The following is an 18,686-nucleotide window of genomic DNA, read 5'->3' as shown; positions in this document are numbered from 1 at the left end:
CCACCCGCCCCCGAGCCGCGTCTTCCGCGCATGGCTCCCGCCTCGCACTCTCCGAGGCGCGAGCTCCTCATGGCGCGGGCACAGCTCACCCGTTCCTGGCGCCCACGTCGCTCAGGCCGATGTCTCTTCGTAGGCGACGTCCTCCACGGCGTCCGCCCCGTACTCCTCCGGCTCCGCCTCGTCCGGTGCGAAGCCGGGCACCCAGGTCTCCATCTCCTCGCGCATCCGTACCGTTGCCCCGAGCTGGCACAGCACCCCGATGGTGCTCAGCGTCACCCGGTGGATCAGCAGGTATGACGGCGGCAGATTGAGCTGGCGTCCCAACTGGTGGGCAGGGGAGCGGGGATCAGCTATCCGCCCCGCCTGCCGGCGCATCCACTCCCGGCTGAAGGCGAAGTCCTCGACGCACGCGGGCTCGATGATCGGCAGCAAGTAGTCGCGCACCGCGTCCGGGTCCAGCTCGATCTTCTCCTTCACGAACCCTTCCTCGCGCAGCAGCTCGTAGGCGTCCTCCGCGTCACCGTCCAGCGTCATCCGCAGTACAGGGCCGATCGTGGACGGCAACCCGTCCGGCAGCCGGTCGACGGTGCCGAAGTCCATGACGCCCAGGCGCCAGCGCTCCGGTGACTCATGCCCGCCGGTGACCAGGCGGAAGTTGCCCGGGTGCGGATCGGCGTGCAGCAGACCGGTGCGGACCGTTCCGGAGAAGAGGAAGCGGCTCAGCAGTTGCCCTGCCCGGTCCCGCTCCTCCTGGCTGCCCTCCGCTATCACCTCCGACAGAGGTATGCCGTCCATCCACTCCGTCACCAGCACCTCGTCGCCCTGGTGCACCACATCCGGAACGAAGACGTCCTCGTCGCCGGCGTACTCCTCCGCGTATGTACGCTGTGCCTCGGCCTCCAGCGCGTAGTCCAGCTCCTCGGTGACGCGGTCCCGCAGCTCGGCGATCAGTGGCTTGATGTCCATGCCGGGTATCAGCGGGCCCAACAGACGTGCGAAGCGGCCCAACTGGGCGAGGTCGGACACGAGAGCCTCGCCCGCTCCCGGATACTGCACCTTCACGGCGACCTCGCGTCCGTCGTGCCAGACGGCGCGGTGCACCTGACCTATCGACGCTGCGGCGGCCGGTTTGTCGTCGAACTCCTCGAACAGCTCCCGCCACTCCTCGCCGAGCCGCTGCTCCAGTACCGAGTGCACCGTGCCGGCCGGCAGCGGCGGTGCCGCCTCCTGGAGGCGTGTGAGCGTCGCGCGGTAGGGGCCGGCCAGCTCGTCGGGCAGCGCGGACTCGAAGACCGAAAGGGCCTGGCCGAACTTCATGGCGCCCCCCTTCAGCTCACCGAGCACCTTGAACAGCTGCTCCGCGGTGCGCTGTTGCAGCTCATGGCCGACGAGGTCGGCGGAGTATCCGCCCAGGCGCTTGCCCAGCCCCCATGCGGACCGGCCCGCGAAACCGAGCGGCAGAGCGGCCAGCTTGGCCGTACGCGTAACCGCCTTACGGGGAAGATCAGACATGCGTCCCTCCAACTCCCAGACAGCTCAACCGAGAACAACACCGTGAACGGCGGCTACCCGGTCATTGTGGCGTGCGTTCCTTGGCTCGCGGAGTCCGAGGGGGGTCCACTCACCGAAGCGGCACCACACGGACACTCAGGGTGGGTGGCGAACTGCTCGGTGTCCGGCAGCAGATAGGGCAGCGCGAACCGCAGTCGGTACCCCACGGCGCAGCCGCCGTCACCGTCGAGAAAGCTCAGCGCGTACGAGGCGGTTGCGCCCGCGACCATCGTCGCCAGCGCCGTGTCGCAGGCGGGAGTTCCCGCTCGGCGCCGACTCGCCGTGCGCCACTGGCCCACCAGCATCGGCCAGCCCGGTTCGCGTTCGGCCCGTGTCCGCAGCATGCAGTCGGCGCATGGCGAGGTGCCCGGCAGCACCAGTGGGCCCACCACACCGGTGGCCTCCGCCACTCCGCCGTACAGATGCGGGGTCCCCGCCGTCATGAACCGTTCGGCCGCGACAGGGTCCGGGGCGTAGGCGTCCAGTCCGTCGCGCGGCGCGATGATCACCAGGCCGATCTCGCTCCGTGAACTGCCGTGCCACGCCCGCGCTTCCCGTACGGCGGCCCGCGCCGCCACATCGCGGCGCTTGCCCACCCGCTGTGCGGGGATTCCGCAGGCCGAGGTGTCCCACGGCTCGACGGATCCCCCGTCGACCACGTCCACCTGTCCCACCCCTGCGGCCGAGAGCGTCGCCGCGACGGCGGCGCCCACCCTGCCGGCACCTCGCACCTGTACCCGCGCCTCGCGCCTCGCGGCCAGACGGCGCAGCCCGCCTCCTGGCTCACGGTGCACCACCGAGAGCGAGGCCAGATCGGGACGCAGCCCGTCACCGACGCTCGCCGCGGCACCGCGGTGCGCCGTCGCGTCGTCCAGCACACCGGCCGAGGCGAGCCGCTGTGCGAGCCGCTCGGGGATCTCAGGTCCGAGCCCGAGCCTGCCTGCCTCCTCGCGCAGCTGGTCCAGGCTGCGCGTGCCGTCCATCAGCTCCATCAGTGCTGCGGCGGGATCGCTCACCGGGCCCAGCAGCACCGCGTGCGCGGGTGCCATGCCGTACTGCACGGTCTGCCGGTCCCGCCAACCGCGCCGCAGCGCGGGCTTGATCATTGGATGCATGGTGTCCCCCTGAGGCCGTCTCGATCACTGCTGACAGCATGCGGGCACCGTTCAGTTCCTGGTTGCGGCTTATCCACAGACATCGGTATTAGTCATATAAATCTGGGGATGGTGCGTACAAGCCAGTCTGCCTCGGCACGATGTTCTCCCCTGGGCCGGCCGTCCACGCGAGGGGCTTTCCCCCCTTCTCGCCTTTCGTCCTCGAACCAGCCTGGAGGCGGGACTTCCTCCATCGGCAGCGGGTAACGTCAGGGCGTGCCCGCCGACCCGCTGAACAGCACCAGCAAGAGCGCGGTCGAGGTGCGCCGCAGCGCCCGCCGACGCCGTACGGTCTCCGCCTACCGCGAGGGGAACCGCACGGTCGTGCTCATTCCGGCACGTATGTCGGAGGACGAAGAGGCGCGCTGGGTAGGCGTGATGCTCGACAAACTGGCAGCGCAGGAGCGCAAAAGGATGCTCGGCGACAGCGATCTCGCCGAGCGCGCGGCCCAGTTGTCCGAGCAGTACCTCGACGGGCGGGCACGTCCCGACTCCGTCCGCTGGGTCACCAACCAGAACACACGCTGGGGATCGTGCACTCCGGCGGAGGGCAGCATCCGGCTCTCACACCGGCTTCAGGGCATGCCGGAGTACGTCATCGACTACGTGCTCCTCCATGAGCTGGCGCATCTGCTCGTGCCCGGGCACGGCCCCCGTTTCTGGCGTCTCCTGGACGTCTATCCCCGCACCGAACGCGCGCGGGGCTTCCTCGAAGGGGTCGTCGCGGCCGAGCGCCTGCCGCACCTTCCGGTCACGGACGACGACTGACGGCGGCGACGGCCCCGTCACCCGTCAACTGAGCGCCAGCGCCCGGGTCCTCTCCGTAAGGGCGACCACCGAGTCGTCGGCGACGCCCGCCACATCGTCGAACCCGAACCAGCGCAGATCCAGCGATTCGTCGCTGATCGTCTCCATGGCGCCGGCAGGAGCCAGCGCCGCGTACTGCACATCCAGATGCCACGCGCAGGGCGTGTGGTGACGGTCCAGACGCACCGGACCGCCAGGCACAAGCGTCAGCCCATGGATGCCTGATTCCTCGGACGCCTCCCGCAGTGCCGCTTCGGCCAGCGACGCGTCCTGCGGCTCGCAGTGGCCGCCCATCTGGAGCCACATGCGCAGCTTCCGGTGCAGCGTCAGCAGCACCCTGCCGCCTACGGGATCAACGACCAGGGCACTCGCCGTGACGTGCCCCTGGGAGCACGCCTTCCACATGCCGTCCGCATGTGCCGAAAGGTGCTCCAAGTAGCACAGCCGCAACCGCTCCTGCTCCGCGTCACCCTCCGGCGCCCGCCACCCGCTCAGGACCCGCTTCGCGTCTTCATGGAGATCCTGGGGGTGGCTCACTTCTTCCCTTCGCCCGGATTGTCCTCGTCGTCTTCGCCGGACGAGCCGCCCGTGCCTTCCTCGGGGGACGACTTGTCCAGCTTCGGCCCCGTGGAGGTGCCCTTCCCGGGCTCTTCCGCACCGGCCTCACCGGCCGCATCCGTCCCGCCGCGCTCCGCCGCCGCGTCACCGAGCATCCTGTCCAGCTCCGAGAAGTCCGGCTGCTCGCGGTGGACGAAGCCGTCCGGGTCGTCCAGGTCAGCGGCCGTCGGCAGCATGTCAGGGTGCTCCCACAGGCCGTCGCGCCCCTCCGCGCCGCGCGCGTCGGCGAGGGAGGCCCACAGCCGGGCCGCGTCGCGCAGCCTCCTGGGACGCAGCTCCAGGCCGATCAGCGTCGCGAAGGTCTGCTCCGCCGGTCCGCCGGTCGCACGCCGCCTGCGCAGCGTCTCGCGCAGCGCCGAGGCGGACGGCAGGTGCGGCTCCGCCGCGGCGTGCACGACCGCGTCGACCCAGCCCTCCACGAGGGCGAGAGCGGTCTCCAGGCGCGCGAGCGCCGCCTTCTGCTCCGGGGTGTCCTCGGGCTGGAACATGCCCTGCTGCAGCGCGGCCTGCAGCTCTTCGGGGTGCTGCGGGTCGATCTGACCCACCACGTCCTCAAGCTTGGCGGTGTCCACCTTGATGCCGCGGGCGTAGCCCTCGACCGCGCCGAACAGGTGCGAGCGCAGCCACGGCACGTGCGCGAACAGGCGCTGGTGCGCCGCCTCACGCAGCGCGATGTACAGCCGCACCTCCTCCAGGGGCACGCCGAGGCCCTTGCCGAGCGCGTCGATGTTGCGGGGCAGCAGCGCTGCCTTCCCCACAGGGCCCAGGGGGAGGCCGATGTCGGTCGAACCGACCACCTCGCCCGCGAGCACACCCACGGCCTGGCCGATCTGGGTGCCGAACATCGCGCCGCCCATGGAGCGCATCATCCCGAGCAGCGGGCCCGCCATGGCCTGCATCTCTTCAGGGAGCACGTCGCCCATGGCGGCGCCGACGCGCTCGGCCACGGGGTCGACGAGGTCCTTCCAGACCGGGAGGGTCGACTCGACCCACTCGGCGCGGCTCCACGCCACCGCCGTACCGGAACCGGAGGGCAGCGAGGTGACGCCGTCCAGCCACAGGTCGGCGAGGCGGACGGCCTCCTCGACCGAGGCGCGCTCCTGCGGGCCCACGGAAGCGTCCTTCGAACCGTCCTGCGCACCCGCTGCCACGGTCTGGCGGGCGATGTCCTTGGCCATGTCCCAGTTCACGGGGCCGCCCTCGTAGGACAGCATCTGGCCCAGCTTCTGGAAGGCGGCTCCCAGGTCGCTCGCGTCGAGCTGTCCCTGTCCGCCCCCCAGGGACCCGAACATCGCGGCAAGGGGGTTGTCGCCGGCACCCTCTCCGCCGAAACCGAACGGGTTGGGCTGTCCGCCGCCCTGCTGCTTCTTGCCCTCGTCCCCGTCCTCGGGCTCCTCGGGAGGTACGCCGAATCCGAATGGGGTGTCACTCACGGGTTTCCTCGGCTCTGTCTCGTCGGACGGTCGGATCTGGTGATCGGGTCTCGTAGTGGTGAGGTGCTGGTCGGTTCCGGAACGATCCGCATGTCCTGGATGTGATCTGTGGGCTCTGCCTCCAGCCTAGACACCTGTCAGGCAGGATGGAGCCTGCGCACCTCGTACCAGAAACAACCACTGGAGACGCCCGGTGAGTTCCTCCGAGTCCCACGTTCGCGCAGCGCGAACCCCAACCGTCGCCGTCACGGGCGCAGCCTCGGGGGTCGGCGCGCTGCTCACGGAGCGGCTCGCGGCTTCTGAGGAGATCAAGCAGGTCATCGCCCTCGACGAACGCAGGGGCGAGGTGAGCGAGGCCCAGTGGCACACGCTCGACGTCCGCGACCCCGCCATCGCCGACAGGCTGCGCGGAGGCGGCGACCCCGTGGACGTCGTGGTGCATCTCGCGCTCGACCTCGACCTGGAGACCGACCCCGCAGCCCGTACCGCCTACAACGTACGGGGCACCCAGACCGTGCTCACGGCCGCTGCCGCCGCCGGTGTGCACCGGGTCGTGCTGTGCACCTCCGCCATGGTCTACGGCGCGCTCCAGGACAACGACGTGCCGCTCGCCGAGGACGCCGAGCTGCGCGCCACGGCCGACGCCACGGGCGTGGGCGACCTGCTGGAGATCGAACGCCTCGCCCGCCGCGCACCCCGCGCCCACCCCGGCCTGAACGTCACCGTCCTGCGCCCCGCCGTCCTCGTCGGAGCCGGTACGGACACCGCGCTGACCCGCTACTTCGAGTCCCCGCGCCTGCTGGTCGTCGCGGACTCACGCCCCTGCTGGCAGTTCTGCCACGTCGACGACCTGGTCACGGCCCTGGAGCACGCGGCGCTGGAGAAGGTCGAAGGCGAGCTGGCCGTCGGCTGCGACGGCTGGCTGGAGCAGGAGGAGGTCGAGGAGCTGACGGGCATGCGCCGCATGGAGCTGCCCTCCAGCGTCGCGCTGGGCGCCGCCTCCCGGCTGCACCGCCTCGGTCTGACCCCGTCCCCGGCCGGTGACCTGGCGTACACGATGTACCCGTGGGTCGTCAGCGGCAGCAGGCTGCACGACTCGGGCTGGCGCCCGCGCTGGACGAACGAGGAGGTCCTCGCCGAGCTGCTGGAGGAGGTCTCCGGACGGCACGCGGTGGCCGGCCGGCGCCTGGGACGCACGGAGGCCGCAACGGCCGCCGGCGCCGCCGGTGCGACGGTGGCGCTCCTGGGCACGGCGGCGCTTGTCCGCAGGGCACGCAAACGGCGCGGCCTGTGAAGTGTTCCGAATTCCCCGCCCGTACGGCAGCATGACGGGCATGGCACAGATGTACGACGCTGCTGACCGTCCCGACCACCCAGGTGAGCGGGCCGCCGACGATCCGATCCGGCTGCTGGAGATCCGCGGGACGCCGCTCTCCGTGGACGAGGTCTTCGCCGCGGTCGGCGACGACGCGGCGGGAGGCACGGCGCTCTTCGTCGGCACGGTGCGCGACCACGACGGCGGTACCGACGTCGCCCGTCTGGGCTATTCCTCCCATCCTTCGGCGCAGGCCGAGCTGCGCAAGGTCGCCGAGAAGATCGCGGCCGACCATCCTGTGCGCGCGCTCGCCGCCGTGCACCGGGTCGGCGACCTGGAAGTGGGGGATCTCGCCGTGGTGGTGGCCGTCTCCTGCCCGCACCGGGCCGAGGCGTTCGACGCCTGCCGCCGACTGATCGACGACCTCAAGCACCAGGTGCCCATCTGGAAGCACCAGACCTTCTCCGACGGCACAGAGGAGTGGGTGGGCGCCGAGGGCGGCTGAGGCGCAACCACAGGCACGCCGCTGTCAGCGGGAACGCGGCTACTACAGGAACGCCGGACCGGCAACGCGGCTGCACGCCCCCAACCGCGCGATGCGGTGGGGAAGATTCCGGTTGCGTAACCGGGGCCCGGGTCGGACCGTTGTGTCTCTGACGGTTAATCTGCTCATCGGCCGGTTTCCGGCCGGAGACACACGTACGAGGGGTCGGGAGGTCTCCATGGCGGCTCTCGCCTGGTTGCTGATTCCGGTCGTCGCCGCGGTCGCGGCGGGACTCTGGGGCAGTTGGGCCGGCCGCCGTCGCACCACCACACCCGATGCCGCGGGAGTCGCCGGATACGAGCGCTTCCGGGCCGCCATGGAGCGCTCCAGCGCCGAGGCGAAAGAGGTCTCCCAGGAGGCAGACCCGCACGAGGACCCGGTGCCCGCGGGTGCGGCTTCCCCGGGCGCGGGGGCCGTCGCACAGTCGGCCTCGGAGGGGCCGGGCCGGGCGGGCGCCTGACAAACGGGTCCCGTACTGTCGTTCCATGCCTCGCCGCACCGCGACAATGCTTGCTTCGTTCCTGATGCTCATAGCGCTGCTCTGCGCCGGTGTCCTCATCAATGTGCCCTACGCGGAGATGTCGCCCGGGCCGACGGTGAACACCCTGAGCAAGCACGCGGGCGACCCGGTGCTCAACATCAAGGGCGGGCCGAAGCAGTACAGGACGACGGGCCATCTGAACATGACCACCGTCCGCGTCACCGGCGCCGAATACCGCATGAACCTCGTGGAAGCGCTCTCCGGCTGGCTCCAGCACGACAGCGCCGTCGTCCCCCACTCCACGCTCTACCCGGACGACAAGTCGGCCCAGGAGGTCGACGAGCAGAACGCCGAGGAGTTCAGCGCCTCCCAGGAGAGCGCCAAGGTGGCAGCGCTCAGGGAACTGGACATCCCGGTCGGTTCGCATGTGCTCGTCGGTTCCGTCGTCAAGGGCGGCCCGGCCGAGAAGCGGCTGCACGCGGGCGACGTCATCACCGCCGTCGACGGCAAGGCCGTCAAGAAGCCGGAGAGCGTCGCCGATCTGGTCACCAAGCGCGAGCCGGGCCGGAAGGTCACCTTCACCGTGATTCCCGCCGACAAGGCCGCCGCTTCCAAGAAGGCGGGCAAGCAGCCCTCTGAGGCGGACGGCAAGCGGGTCACCGTGGCGACGAAGAAGGCCGAGGAGGACGGACGGCCCATCGTCGGCATCCAGCCCGCGCTCGGCCACACGTTCCCGTTCACGATCGACATCAAGCTCGCCGACATCGGCGGCCCCAGCGCCGGCCTGATGTTCGGGCTGGGCATCGTCGACAAGCTCACCAAGACCGACCTGACGGGCGGCCAGTTCGTGGCCGGTACCGGCACCATCGACGACCAGGGCAAGGTCGGCGAGATCGGCGGCATCCAGATGAAGACCGTCGCGGCGCGCGCGAAGGGCGCGAAGTTCTTCCTGACCCCCGCGGGCAACTGCCCCTCGGCGGCCAAGGACAAGCCCGACGGGCTGACCCTCGTGAAGGTGGGCTCCATGGACGAGGCGATGAACGCGCTCAAGAAGATCCGCGAAGGTGAAACGGACGCTCTCACACGCTGCAAGAAGGGCTGAGCCGGGCCCGGAAGGACCGAGGCGGGCCGACGGGCGGATGCCCGCGGCCCGTCACGCCTACTCCTCGAACGTCGCGGACAGCGCCTCGGCGAGCCCGGGCACCAGTTCCGAACCCGTCAGCACCTCCGTGGGCGTGTCCTTCTCACGCAGCCGCAGCGCCGACTCGCGCTGCCCGTCACGCAGTACGGCGACCGTCATCCGCACCTCCCTGCGCTCCGGATGCTCGGCGACCCACGTGGCCAGCTGCTCGTCGTCCAAGTCGCCCGGTACGGAGGTTTCCGCCGAGGGCGGAAGCATCAGCCGCTCCACGGTGACCGCGCAGCCGTCGACCGTATCGGGCCACCCGATGGTGCCCAGGAACTCGTCCAGGGGCGCTCCTTCCGGGATTTCGTCCTGCTCGACGGGAGTGAGCGAACGGTCCCCGCCGGGCCCGCCCTCCCCGCCGTTCTCGCTGTCCGGGGCCTCGTCCAGCCCCAGCTGCCCGGCGAGACCGGGCTCCTCGGCGCGCAGCCGCGCGGTGTTCACCAGGGCGAAAAGCCGTGCGGGCTGGTCCCAGCCCAGCCCGGCGGTGTACTCGTCGATCTCCAGCACCGCGCGGGTGAGTGGGCCGGATGCGAGTGGTGTGCCATCAAGAGGGAGGTTGTTCATGCGCATATCGTGCCGCCTCCGACCCCGGAAACGGGAACTGAGTAAAGCTTGAGTAAGTTGCCTAGGTGGGCCTTACGATGCGGGCCCAGCTTCAGCGCTACATAAACTGCGAATCTTCGAGGTGCGCACCTTGGCTTTCCAGATGCCGGACAGGGGCTCAGGAGGTCCCTCCGGACCACGGATCAGAGTGGGCCGGCCGTCCCGGCGTGCCCGAACGCTGTTGATGACAGCGGGCGTGCTGGCCGTACTGGCGATGCTCTTTGTCATGTTTGCCGGGTTCTGGACAGACTGGCTCTGGTATCGCTCTGTCGACTACAGCTCGGTCTTCACCAAGACCCTGTGGACCAAGGTCGGCATGTTCGCCGTCTTCGGTCTGCTGATGGCTGCCGCGGTCGGCTTCAATATCTGGCTGGCACACCGGCTGCGGCCACCACTCAGCGCGATGTCGCTGGAACAGCAGAGCCTTGACCGCTACCGCATGGGTCTCGCGCCCTACAAGAAGTGGGTGCTGCTGGGCATCACCGCGCTTGTCGGGCTGATTTCCGGAGCCTCGGCGGCGGGCCAGTGGCGCACCTGGCTGATGTGGGTGAACGGGGTCTCCTTCGGCTCCAAGGACCCCCAGTTCGGCAAGGACGTCTCTTTCTACGCCTTCGATCTGCCGTTCTACCGCTTCCTGCTGAGCATCGGCTTCGCTGCCGCCGTGCTCTCGCTGCTGGCCGCCGCGCTCGTGCACTACCTCTACGGCGGACTACGGGTGACCACTCCCGGCGCCCGCGCGACGGCTCAGGCGACGGGGCACCTCTCCGTCCTGCTGGGCGTCTTCGTCGCACTGAAGGCCGTGGCCTACTGGCTCGACAGATACGGACTGGCGGTCAAATCAGGCGACTTCAAGGCGACCGACAACTGGACGGGCCTGAAGTACGTCGACGCCAACGCCTACTTGCCGGCGAAAACCATCCTGTTCATCATCGCCATCATCTGCGCGGTGCTCTTCTTCGCCACCATCTGGCGCCGCACCTGGCAGCTGCCGGTGATCGGCTTCGGCCTCATGGTCCTCTCCGCGATCCTCATCGGCGGGCTCTACCCGGCCATCGTGCAGAAGTTCCAGGTCCAGCCGAACGAGCAGGCCAAGGAAGCCCCGTACATCAAGAAGAACATCGAGGCGACGCGCGACGCGTACGACATCGACGACTCCGACGTACGGGACTACTCCGGCACCAGCAAGGCCAACAACGAGAAGCTGAGGGACGCCGCCGACACGACGGCGAGCATGCGCCTGCTGGACCCGAGCGTCGTCTCGCCGACGTTCCAGCAGAAGCAGCAGGTGCGTGGCTACTACCAGTTCCCGCAGACGCTGGATGTCGACCGCTACAAGAAGGACGGCAAGGAGCAGGACACCGTCGTCGGTCTCCGCGAGATCAACACCGACGGCATCCCGGAGAAGAACTGGATCAACGAGCACTTCAAGTACACCCACGGCTACGGCATGGTCGCGGCCAAGGGCACCTCGGTCGACAGCGACGGCTCGCCGGACTTCACCGAGAAGGACCTGCCGCCCAAGGGCGACAAGGGTGACTACGAAGGCCGCATCTACTACGGCGAGAAGACCACCCAGTACTCCATCGTCGGCGGGCCCCAGAAGGAGCTCGACTACGCCGACGACAAGGGTGAGAAGACGTACACGTACAAGGGCAAGAGCGGTGTCAACCTCTCCAACCCGGTCAACCGTGCCGCGTACGCGGTCAACTTCAACGAGCCCCAGATCCTGTACTCCGGGGCGATCGGCAAGGGCTCGCGGATCCTGTACAACCGCACGCCCAAGGAACGCGTCGAGTCGGTCGCGCCCTGGCTGACCATCGACGGCGACCCGTACCCGGCGGTGGTCGACGGCCGCACCAAGTGGATCGTCGACGCGTACACCACCTCGAACGGCTATCCCTACTCGTCGCGCACGACGCTGGGGGACACCACGGCCGACTCGCTGACCGACGGCCAGCGCGCGGTGGTCGCGCAGCAGAACCGGGTGAACTACATCCGTAACTCCGTCAAGGCGACGGTGGACGCCTACACCGGCGACGTCGAGATGTACCAGTGGGACAAGAAGGACCCGGTGCTGAAGACGTGGATGAAGGCGTTCCCCGGCACGGTCAAGCCCAAGAGCGCGATCAGCAACGACCTGATGGACCACCTGCGTTACCCGCAGGACCTGTTCAAGGTGCAGCGCGATCTGCTCACGACCTACCACGTCACGTCGCCCTCGCAGTTCTACAGCGGCAGTGAGCGCTGGCAGATCCCGGACGACCCGACGCACAAGGGCAACGCGGTTCCGCCGTACTACCTGAGCATGAAGATGCCGGACCAGAAGGAACAGCGGTTCTCGCTGACGACGACCTTCAACCCGAACAAACGCGAGACGCTGGGCGCCTTCATGGCGATCGACGCGGACGCGAGAAGCGACGAGTACGGCAAGATCAGAATCCTGAGACTGCCGCCCAACACCACGGTGTCCGGGCCCTCGCAGGTGCAGAGCAAGTTCAACTCCGATCCGACGATCGCCGAGTCGATCAACCTCCTCAAACGGGGTGACTCGGAGGTCGAGTACGGCAACCTGCTGACAGTGCCACTGGAAGGCGGCCTGCTCTACGCGGAGCCCGTCTACGTCCGCGGTGCCGGAACCAACTACCCGCGCATGCGGAAGGTTCTGGTCACCTATGGCGAACAGATCGCGTTCGAGAACACGTTGGACAAGGCGTTGGACAAGATCTTCGACACCGAGGGCAGATCCGACGAGGGCACCGACAAGACAGGGCCCGAAGAGGGCGACGAAGGCTCGGACGAAGGCGCGGACAAGGAGAAGACCCCCACTCCGCCCAACGCCTCGGTCGAAGAGGCGCTGAAGGACGCGCAGTCCGCCTACGAGGCCGGCCAGAAGGCGATCGAGAAGGGGGACTGGGAGGAGTACGGCAAGCAGCAGGAGGCACTTGAGGACGCCCTGAAGGAAGCGGCCAACGCAGACGACAAGGGCGGTTCCGACAAGAACTAGCTCCTACGAGCGACACCCGCCTCTCAACGGGCGGCTCCCACGGTCGGGTTGACTGTGCGGGGCCGCCCGTTCGGCGTTCCGGCCCGGCCCCTGTCGCCGGAAGGACGGAGAAGCCATGGCCAGGGCAGTGCGGAACGTGGTGTAGGGTTGTGAACACAACGGCGCGGGGTGGAGCAGCTCGGTAGCTCGCTGGGCTCATAACCCAGAGGTCGCAGGTTCAAATCCTGTCCCCGCTACTCGGATACGAAGAGGCCCGGAGTCAACAGACTCCGGGCCTCTTCGCTTGTGCGGGGTGCGCTGCGCGTCCCCGCGTTTGAGACATCTGCCTGTCGGGAAGTCGACAAAACGCTGAAGTGACCTCACTGGCTGCGGTATACCAGGTGTACGCGGGTTGCAGGTGGTGCGACGATGGGGCTTATGGGGGATAAGGCAAGGCTGACGGACCCGGTGTGGACCGGTCCGGGCCTGAGTGTGGAGGAATACGCGGAGGAAGCTGACAAGCCGTACACCGCGGTGGGCGCCGGGAACTCCGGCACCGCCGAAACGATGACAGCGGCCAGCATGCTCGGCGCCCAACTGCTGCGCCGGGGCGACCTGGACGCGGCCGAGTCGCATCTGCGCGCCGCCACCGCCGGCGGTGACCGCGCGGCGGCGAACAACTTGGGCGTTCTGCTGCACCAGCGGGGATACCCGGAGGAGGCCGCCGGGTGGTGGCGCACCGCCGCCGTCGCCGGATCGGCCGCAGCGGCGCACGCGTTGGGCCGGCACCACCGGGAGCGCGGCGACGAGCCCGCAGCGCACTACTGGCTGCGGCAGTCCGCCGAATCGGGGCACGCGCTGGGCGCCTACGCGCTCGCCGACCTGCTGGAGCACCGCGGCGAGGAAGGTGCCGAGAGCTGGTTCCGCGCAGCAGCCGAGCAGGGACACCGGGAGGCCGCGTACCGCGTCGCACAGCTGGTGACCGCGCAGGGACAGGAGACCGGCGAGAGCGATTCCGCGTACCCGGGCGGTGCCGAGGCAGAGGCTGAAGGATGGTTCCGCCAGGCCGCGGCGCGTGGGCACCGCAGGGCCGCACTGCGCCTGGGCGCGATCCTGGAGCGCCGTGGCGACCTGAAGGAGGCCGGACGCTGGTACCTCACCTCCGCGAAGGACGGTGAGGCACGGGCCGCCTGCGCCCTGGGGTTCCTGCTGCGGGACGCGGGTGACGAGGAGAGCGCCGCCGTGTGGTGGCGCAGGGCAGCGGAGGACGGCGACGGGAACGCCGCCAACGCGCTGGGCGCGCTGCACGCCGACCGTGGCGAGCGGCAGGCAGCCGAGCGGTGGTACCGCGTCGCTCTCGACGCGGGCTGCGACAACGGCGCGTTCAACCTCGGGCTGCTGTGCGCCGCTCAGGGGCGTACGGCGCAGGCGGAGCAGTGGTACCGCCGTGCCGCCTACGCGGGCCACAGGGAGGCCGCCAACGCGCTCGCCGTGCTGCTGCTGCAGCGCGGCGACTCCGAGGGCGCCGAGCCGTGGTTCTCCAAGGCGGCCGAGGCGGGCAGCGTCGACGCGGCCTTCAACCTCGGCATCCTGCACGCGGGCCGCGGCAAGGAGCGCACCGCGCGGGCGTGGTACGAGCGTGCCGCGGCCTCCGGGCACGCGGAGGCCGCGCTCCAGGTGGGCATGGCACTGCTGCGTGAGGGCGAGCTGCACACCGCCGAGCGGCACCTGCGCTGCGCGGCGGGCGGTGGCAGCGTCGAGGGCGCCTTCCGCCTCGGCGCGCTGCTGGAGCGCGTCACACGCCGCAGCGAGGGCAAAGGCGAACTGGGCTCCGCGCACCACCTGGGCAGTACCGAGAACATGGCGCGGCCCGAGTACGAGGAGTGGTACGAGCGTGCGGCGGAGCGCGGGCACCGCAGGGCGCAGGTGCGGCTGGGCATGTGCGTCGCGGCGCGCGGCGAGGTCGTCGACGCGGCGCGCTGGTACCGCGCGGCTGCCGAGGCAGGCAGCCCCAACGGTGCGTTCAACCTCGGACTGCTCCTGGCACGCGAGGGCAGCGAGCCCGAGGCCGTGGTGTGGTGGAACCGCGCCGCGGAGGCGGGGCACGGCAGGGCCGCGCTGCGGCTGGCGCTGATCAACGCACGCAGGGGGGAGCTGGCCGAGGGCCAGTTCTGGTGCGCGCGTGCGGTCGAGCTGGGCCCGGCAGAGGTGGCCGAGCGCGCCGCCAAACTCCGCGAGGCCCTGCGGGCCGAGCTGACGGCGTAGGGGTCCGTGCGCGTGGTCGCACGGGCCCCGTCCGTCTCCCGGGACCTCGATTTGCACAGGTCGTCGGTCCGGGCTAAGGTTGTGAACACAACGGCGCGGGGTGGAGCAGCTCGGTAGCTCGCTGGGCTCATAACCCAGAGGTCGCAGGTTCAAATCCTGTCCCCGCTACTGAAAGACGAAGGCCCGGATCTCAGGATCCGGGCCTTCGTCATGTGTGCCTGTAGTGAGCCGGTCCCCGCAGGGACGTCGGACGTGGTCCCTGTAGTGACGTGCTGCGTGCCCGTGAGGTCCGGAGCCCATGGCGTTCAGCAGCCGGTCCGGCCGGGCGCGGTCGCACCGTGGCCACCTGTTCAGGGCTTGTGGCCGACCGCTTCGGCGTACAGCTTGCGGTCCACCAGCTTCTCCTCGGGGAGTGGCTTGCCCTCGGTGACGCCCGCGTCGCGGTACGCCTTCTGGAGCCTGTCGGTCGTGCCCTTGCGTATCTCCCAGTCCATCCGGAGCGAGGGCACGGACTTGACCACCTTGGCGTCCTGTTTGAGTGCCTTGGCCAGCTCCGCCACGAAGGCGGCGTTCTTCTTGTAGTCGCCGGCGAAGTACGTGTTGATCGTGCGGATGTAGCCGCGCAGCAGGGCCACTCCCGCGTCCACGTCGTCACTCAGCAGGTTCGGGCCGAACAGCGCTCCGCCCAGAGGCTCACCGGCGGGCTGGCCGCCCAGGAAGGCGTAGCGCTTGTCGCCGTCGACCTTGCGCCAGACCGGGTCGAGCAGCCAGGCCGCGTCCACGCCGCCCGTGGTCAGCGCGGTGAGCACGTCGGACGAGCCGAGCTGCTGGAAGGACATGGACTTCATCGTGGCGCCGTGCTGGGCGAGTACCTTGTCCATCGCGTACGAGATCACCGACCCCTTGCCGATCAGCGTGCCGACCTTGCGGTCGGCCAGGTGCACGGAGTCCGGGGTCTCGCCCTTGCGCAGCCTGGTCCACAGGCCGCTCTTGGAGGAGGGCGCCGGGGAGAAGTTGCCCGCGACCCAGCGGATGTCGAAGCCGCTGTTGATGCCGTTGATCACGGCGGCCTCGGGCGCCGCCCACAGGGCGTCCAGTTCGCCCTTCGCGAGCAGGGGGAGCGCCTCCGGTGTGGGCAGCACCTTCAGGTCGACGTCCAGGCCCTCCTTCTTGAACTCGCCCTTTTCTATGGCGATCTGGAGAGGCCCTACGTACTCCGCCGTGAGGGTGCTGGTGGCGATGGTGATCTTGCGGTGCTTCTTCAGCGGTCTGGGTGCGGGGGCGCCCTTGTCGCAGCGGGCGGGCGAGCGTGTCCCGCTGAGCTTGCCCGGGTCGGTCCAGGCGTTGTCGTCGCAGCCCGCTACGGGCTTGATGGTGCGGGGTTCCGTGCTGAGGGCGCTGTCCTGTTGCGCTGAGCACGCGGACAGCACCAGAGCGAGGGCGAGTGTCACGGTCGGGACCAGCGCGTGAGCCGTGGCGGGGCGGGCGCCCCGGGCGGATGCAGGGGTGCGCAAAGGGACCTCCGGTGAGTGGTCAGGACTGGCCGCGGCCCCGGTCACGGGGCGCCCAGGGCGTGAGGAACCGCCCGGCGATCCGTACGAGTTCGGAGAAGACGACGCCGAGGATGGCCACACAGACGATGCCGACGAACATCACGTCGTTCTGGAAGAGCGCGCGGGAGTCGAAGATGAGGTGGCCCAGGCCGTCGGAGGCGGCGATGGACTCGGAGGCGACGATCACCAGCACCGCCACACCCGCGGCGATACGGGCACCCACGAGGACGGCGGGGAGCGAGGCGGGCAGCAGCACATGCCGGAACATCTGCCGGTGGCTCGCGCCGAAGACCTGTCCCGCGTCCCTGTGGCCCTCGGGCACGGCGAGGACGGCGGCCATGGTGGAGATCCACACGAAGAAGAAGACCGTGGCGGCGACGAGCGCGATCTGCGGGCCCTCGCCGAGACCGAACATGTTGAGGAAGATCGGCAGCAGGGCCAGCTTCGGCACGACGTAGAGTGCGTCCATCATCGGCTCCAGCGCGGCCCTCACCAGGGGGAGCGCGCCCATGAGCAGGCCCAGTAGGTAGCCGGCAACGGTGCCGATCACATACCCGGCCAGGACGCGCTTGAGCGTGGCCCACACGTCGGGCCACAGCTCGCCGTCGAGGGCACGCTGCCAGCCGTCGGAGGCGATGGAGGACGGGGCCGGATAGACGCGGTCGTCGATCCACTGCTGGGTCGCAGCGAGCTGCCACAGCAGTACGAGGACCACGGGTACGGCGACGGCGAGCGACACCTCCAGGGTGCGCCGGCGCCGGTGCGCCGATTCGGGGCGGGTCTCGCGCGGTCCGGGGCGGCGTATCACGCGCCCCTCCTCGGACCGGGGTTTCTCCAGGGTGCTCATGAGACGGCCGCCTCCTGTCCGACCTCGTCCCGCAGCAGTTCCCACAGCTCGTCCTTGAGCGCTGTGAAGCGCGGGTCGGAGCGGACCTCGCCGGTACGGGGCCGGTCGAAGGGCGGGCGGCGTTCGGCGATGATCCGGCCCGGCCTGGCGGACATCACCAGGACGCGGTCTCCGAGCACCAGCGCCTCCTCCAGGCTGTGGGTGATGAAGAGCGTCGTGGTGCTGGTGGACTGGGTGAGCGCGAGCAGCTCGTCCTGGAGGATGGTGCGCAGCTGCGCGTCGAGCGCGGCGAAGGGCTCGTCCATGAGCAGGATCTCGGGCTCGACGGCGAGCGCGCGGGCGATGGCGACGCGCTGGCGCATGCCCCCGGAGAGCGCGGCGGGGTAGGCGCCGGCGAAGTCGGACAGGCCCATGCGGCGCAGCCACTCGTGGGCACGCGCGTCCGCCTCCTTACGGGGGACGCGCTGGATGTCCAGGCCGAAGCGGACGTTGGCGAGAACGGTCTTCCAGTCGTAGATGCCGTAGTCCTGGAAGATCATGGCGGCGGGGTGGGTGGCGTCGGTACGCAGTTCCAGTTCGCCGGTCGTGGGGCGGAGCAGGCCCGCCGCGATGCGCAGGAGAGTGGACTTGCCGCAGCCGGAGGGGCCGACGAGGCAGACGAACTCGCCTCGTGCGACGTCGAGTTCGACGGGCCCCAGCGCGGTGAGCTGGTGGGAGCCCCGCCCGAAGGTCCGGGTGAGGCCGCTGGCGCGGATTTTCGGCATGGTGACTCCCCGTCGTGGGATGGGGGAAGTTGTTCATCCGGTCGCGACGATATGACGGCCCGTCAGATTCCAGCAAGGGGCGTGCGCGCGGCAACGCGAACGACCCGTCCCCCGGAAGGGGACGGGTCGTTGAGAAGTGCGGTCGGTGCCTGGGTCAGGAGGCGCAGTTCGGGCAGGTGCCCCGGTAGGTGACCGTGGCGTCCGCGATGGTGAAGCCGTACCGCTCGGCCTCCGGGAGGGCCTTCAGCGGGTCGCCCGTCGGGTGGACGTCGCGGATCGTGCCGCACCGGGAGCAGACCAGGTGCTGGTGCGTATGGCGCGCGTTCGGGTCGTACCGCTTCGCGCGGCCGTCGGTGCTCACCTCAAGCACCTCACCGATGGCGACGAGCTCGCTCAGGGTGTTGTAGACCGTCGCGCGGGCGATCTCCGGGAGTCGGTCGGTCGCACGGGCGTGGACCTCGTCGGCGGTGTAGTGGACATGATCGCCGTCGAGTACCTCGGCGACGACTCGCCGCTGCGCGGTGAGCCGCCAGCCGCGTTCACGGAGCCGTTCCAGCAGGTCACTCATGTCTCCAGACTAGC

16 protein-coding genes and 2 tRNA genes are annotated in these 18,686 nt (G+C 69.8%); 9 read left to right on the top strand and 9 right to left on the bottom strand.

The genetic code is table 11. The features are described from left to right. Window positions 1-111: 111 nt before the first annotated feature. Window positions 112-1,512: an ABC1 kinase family protein gene (locus NMN56_RS27365; protein WP_274040799.1), complete on the bottom strand. Its 1,401-nt coding sequence runs from the start codon at window positions 1,510-1,512 to the stop codon at window positions 112-114. 53 nt (window positions 1,513-1,565) lie between these two features. Further along, complete coding sequence (locus NMN56_RS27360; RefSeq protein WP_274040798.1) at window positions 1,566-2,666, bottom strand: ThiF family adenylyltransferase; 1,101 nt, start codon at window positions 2,664-2,666, stop codon at window positions 1,566-1,568. 255 nt (window positions 2,667-2,921) lie between these two features. Between NMN56_RS27360 and NMN56_RS27355 the strand changes: the two genes are divergently transcribed. After that, window positions 2,922-3,473, top strand: a complete 552-nt coding sequence (locus tag NMN56_RS27355; protein WP_274040797.1) for a M48 metallopeptidase family protein — start codon at window positions 2,922-2,924, stop codon at window positions 3,471-3,473. Between the two features lie 24 nt (window positions 3,474-3,497). On the opposite strand, the gene NMN56_RS27350 is transcribed toward NMN56_RS27355, so the two are convergent. Further along, a complete protein-coding gene (locus NMN56_RS27350) occupies window positions 3,498-4,049 on the bottom strand; it encodes an NUDIX hydrolase (protein ID WP_274040796.1) in 552 nt (183 codons plus the stop codon). Further along, window positions 4,046-5,563 (bottom strand): zinc-dependent metalloprotease, encoded by a 1,518-nt coding sequence (locus NMN56_RS27345; RefSeq protein ID WP_274040795.1) that lies wholly within the window; start codon window positions 5,561-5,563, stop codon window positions 4,046-4,048. The genes NMN56_RS27350 and NMN56_RS27345 overlap by 4 nt, the downstream gene beginning before the upstream one ends. A gap of 193 nt (window positions 5,564-5,756) precedes the next feature. On the opposite strand from NMN56_RS27345, the gene NMN56_RS27340 reads away from it, so the two are divergent. The 4 genes from NMN56_RS27340 (at window position 5,757) to NMN56_RS27325 (ending at window position 9,005) form a co-directional block, all read left to right on the top strand. Beyond that, complete coding sequence (locus NMN56_RS27340) at window positions 5,757-6,857, top strand: SDR family oxidoreductase (protein ID WP_274040794.1); 1,101 nt, start codon at window positions 5,757-5,759, stop codon at window positions 6,855-6,857. Between the two features lie 31 nt (window positions 6,858-6,888). Beyond that, on the top strand, window positions 6,889-7,383 hold the full coding sequence (locus tag NMN56_RS27335) for a molybdenum cofactor biosynthesis protein MoaE (RefSeq protein WP_430542721.1): 495 nt from the start codon (window positions 6,889-6,891) through the stop codon (window positions 7,381-7,383). Between the two features lie 217 nt (window positions 7,384-7,600). Further along, a complete protein-coding gene (locus NMN56_RS27330; protein ID WP_274040792.1) occupies window positions 7,601-7,882 on the top strand; it encodes a hypothetical protein in 282 nt (93 codons plus the stop codon). Window positions 7,883-7,907: 25 nt separating this feature from the next. Continuing rightward, the gene (locus tag NMN56_RS27325) at window positions 7,908-9,005 is read left to right on the top strand and encodes a YlbL family protein (protein ID WP_274040791.1); all 1,098 of its coding nucleotides are present in this window, start codon (window positions 7,908-7,910) and stop codon (window positions 9,003-9,005) included. A 57-nt stretch (window positions 9,006-9,062) separates the two neighbouring features. Here the strand turns inward: NMN56_RS27325 and NMN56_RS27320 are convergent, their stop codons facing one another. Then, window positions 9,063-9,653: a PPA1309 family protein gene (locus NMN56_RS27320; protein WP_274040790.1), complete on the bottom strand. Its 591-nt coding sequence runs from the start codon at window positions 9,651-9,653 to the stop codon at window positions 9,063-9,065. Between the two features lie 142 nt (window positions 9,654-9,795). On the opposite strand from NMN56_RS27320, the gene NMN56_RS27315 reads away from it, so the two are divergent. From NMN56_RS27315 to NMN56_RS27300, 4 genes are all read left to right on the top strand, one after another. After that, entirely contained in the window at window positions 9,796-12,696 is a 2,901-nt protein-coding gene (locus NMN56_RS27315; RefSeq protein WP_274041076.1) for a UPF0182 family membrane protein, read from the top strand. 162 nt (window positions 12,697-12,858) lie between these two features. Beyond that, window positions 12,859-12,932 (top strand) — tRNA-Met (locus tag NMN56_RS27310). A gap of 181 nt (window positions 12,933-13,113) precedes the next feature. Then, complete coding sequence (locus NMN56_RS27305; RefSeq protein WP_430542720.1) at window positions 13,114-14,940, top strand: tetratricopeptide repeat protein; 1,827 nt, start codon at window positions 13,114-13,116, stop codon at window positions 14,938-14,940. 94 nt (window positions 14,941-15,034) lie between these two features. Then, window positions 15,035-15,108 (top strand) — tRNA-Met (locus NMN56_RS27300). Between the two features lie 182 nt (window positions 15,109-15,290). On the opposite strand, the gene NMN56_RS27295 is transcribed toward NMN56_RS27300, so the two are convergent. The 4 genes from NMN56_RS27295 to NMN56_RS27280 all read right to left on the bottom strand — a co-directional run bounded on the left by NMN56_RS27295 (window position 15,291) and on the right by NMN56_RS27280 (window position 18,672). Further along, window positions 15,291-16,391 (bottom strand): ABC transporter substrate-binding protein, encoded by a 1,101-nt coding sequence (locus NMN56_RS27295; protein ID WP_274040788.1) that lies wholly within the window; start codon window positions 16,389-16,391, stop codon window positions 15,291-15,293. 82 nt (window positions 16,392-16,473) lie between these two features. After that, window positions 16,474-17,340, bottom strand: a complete 867-nt coding sequence (locus NMN56_RS27290; RefSeq protein ID WP_274040787.1) for an ABC transporter permease — start codon at window positions 17,338-17,340, stop codon at window positions 16,474-16,476. Then, a complete protein-coding gene (locus NMN56_RS27285) occupies window positions 17,337-18,104 on the bottom strand; it encodes an ABC transporter ATP-binding protein (protein ID WP_274040786.1) in 768 nt (255 codons plus the stop codon). The genes NMN56_RS27290 and NMN56_RS27285 overlap by 4 nt, the downstream gene beginning before the upstream one ends. Before the next feature lie 154 nt (window positions 18,105-18,258). Further along, window positions 18,259-18,672, bottom strand: a complete 414-nt coding sequence (locus NMN56_RS27280) for a Fur family transcriptional regulator (RefSeq protein WP_274040785.1) — start codon at window positions 18,670-18,672, stop codon at window positions 18,259-18,261. Window positions 18,673-18,686: the final 14 nt, after the last annotated feature.

Origin of the sequence: Streptomyces iconiensis (assembly GCF_028657195.3) — a bacterium.
GTDB classification, from domain to species: Bacteria; Actinomycetota; Actinomycetes; order Streptomycetales; family Streptomycetaceae; genus Streptomyces; species Streptomyces iconiensis.
The sequence above is the reverse complement of the archived record's forward strand: the minus strand, read 5'-3'. Positions and strand labels throughout refer to the sequence as shown.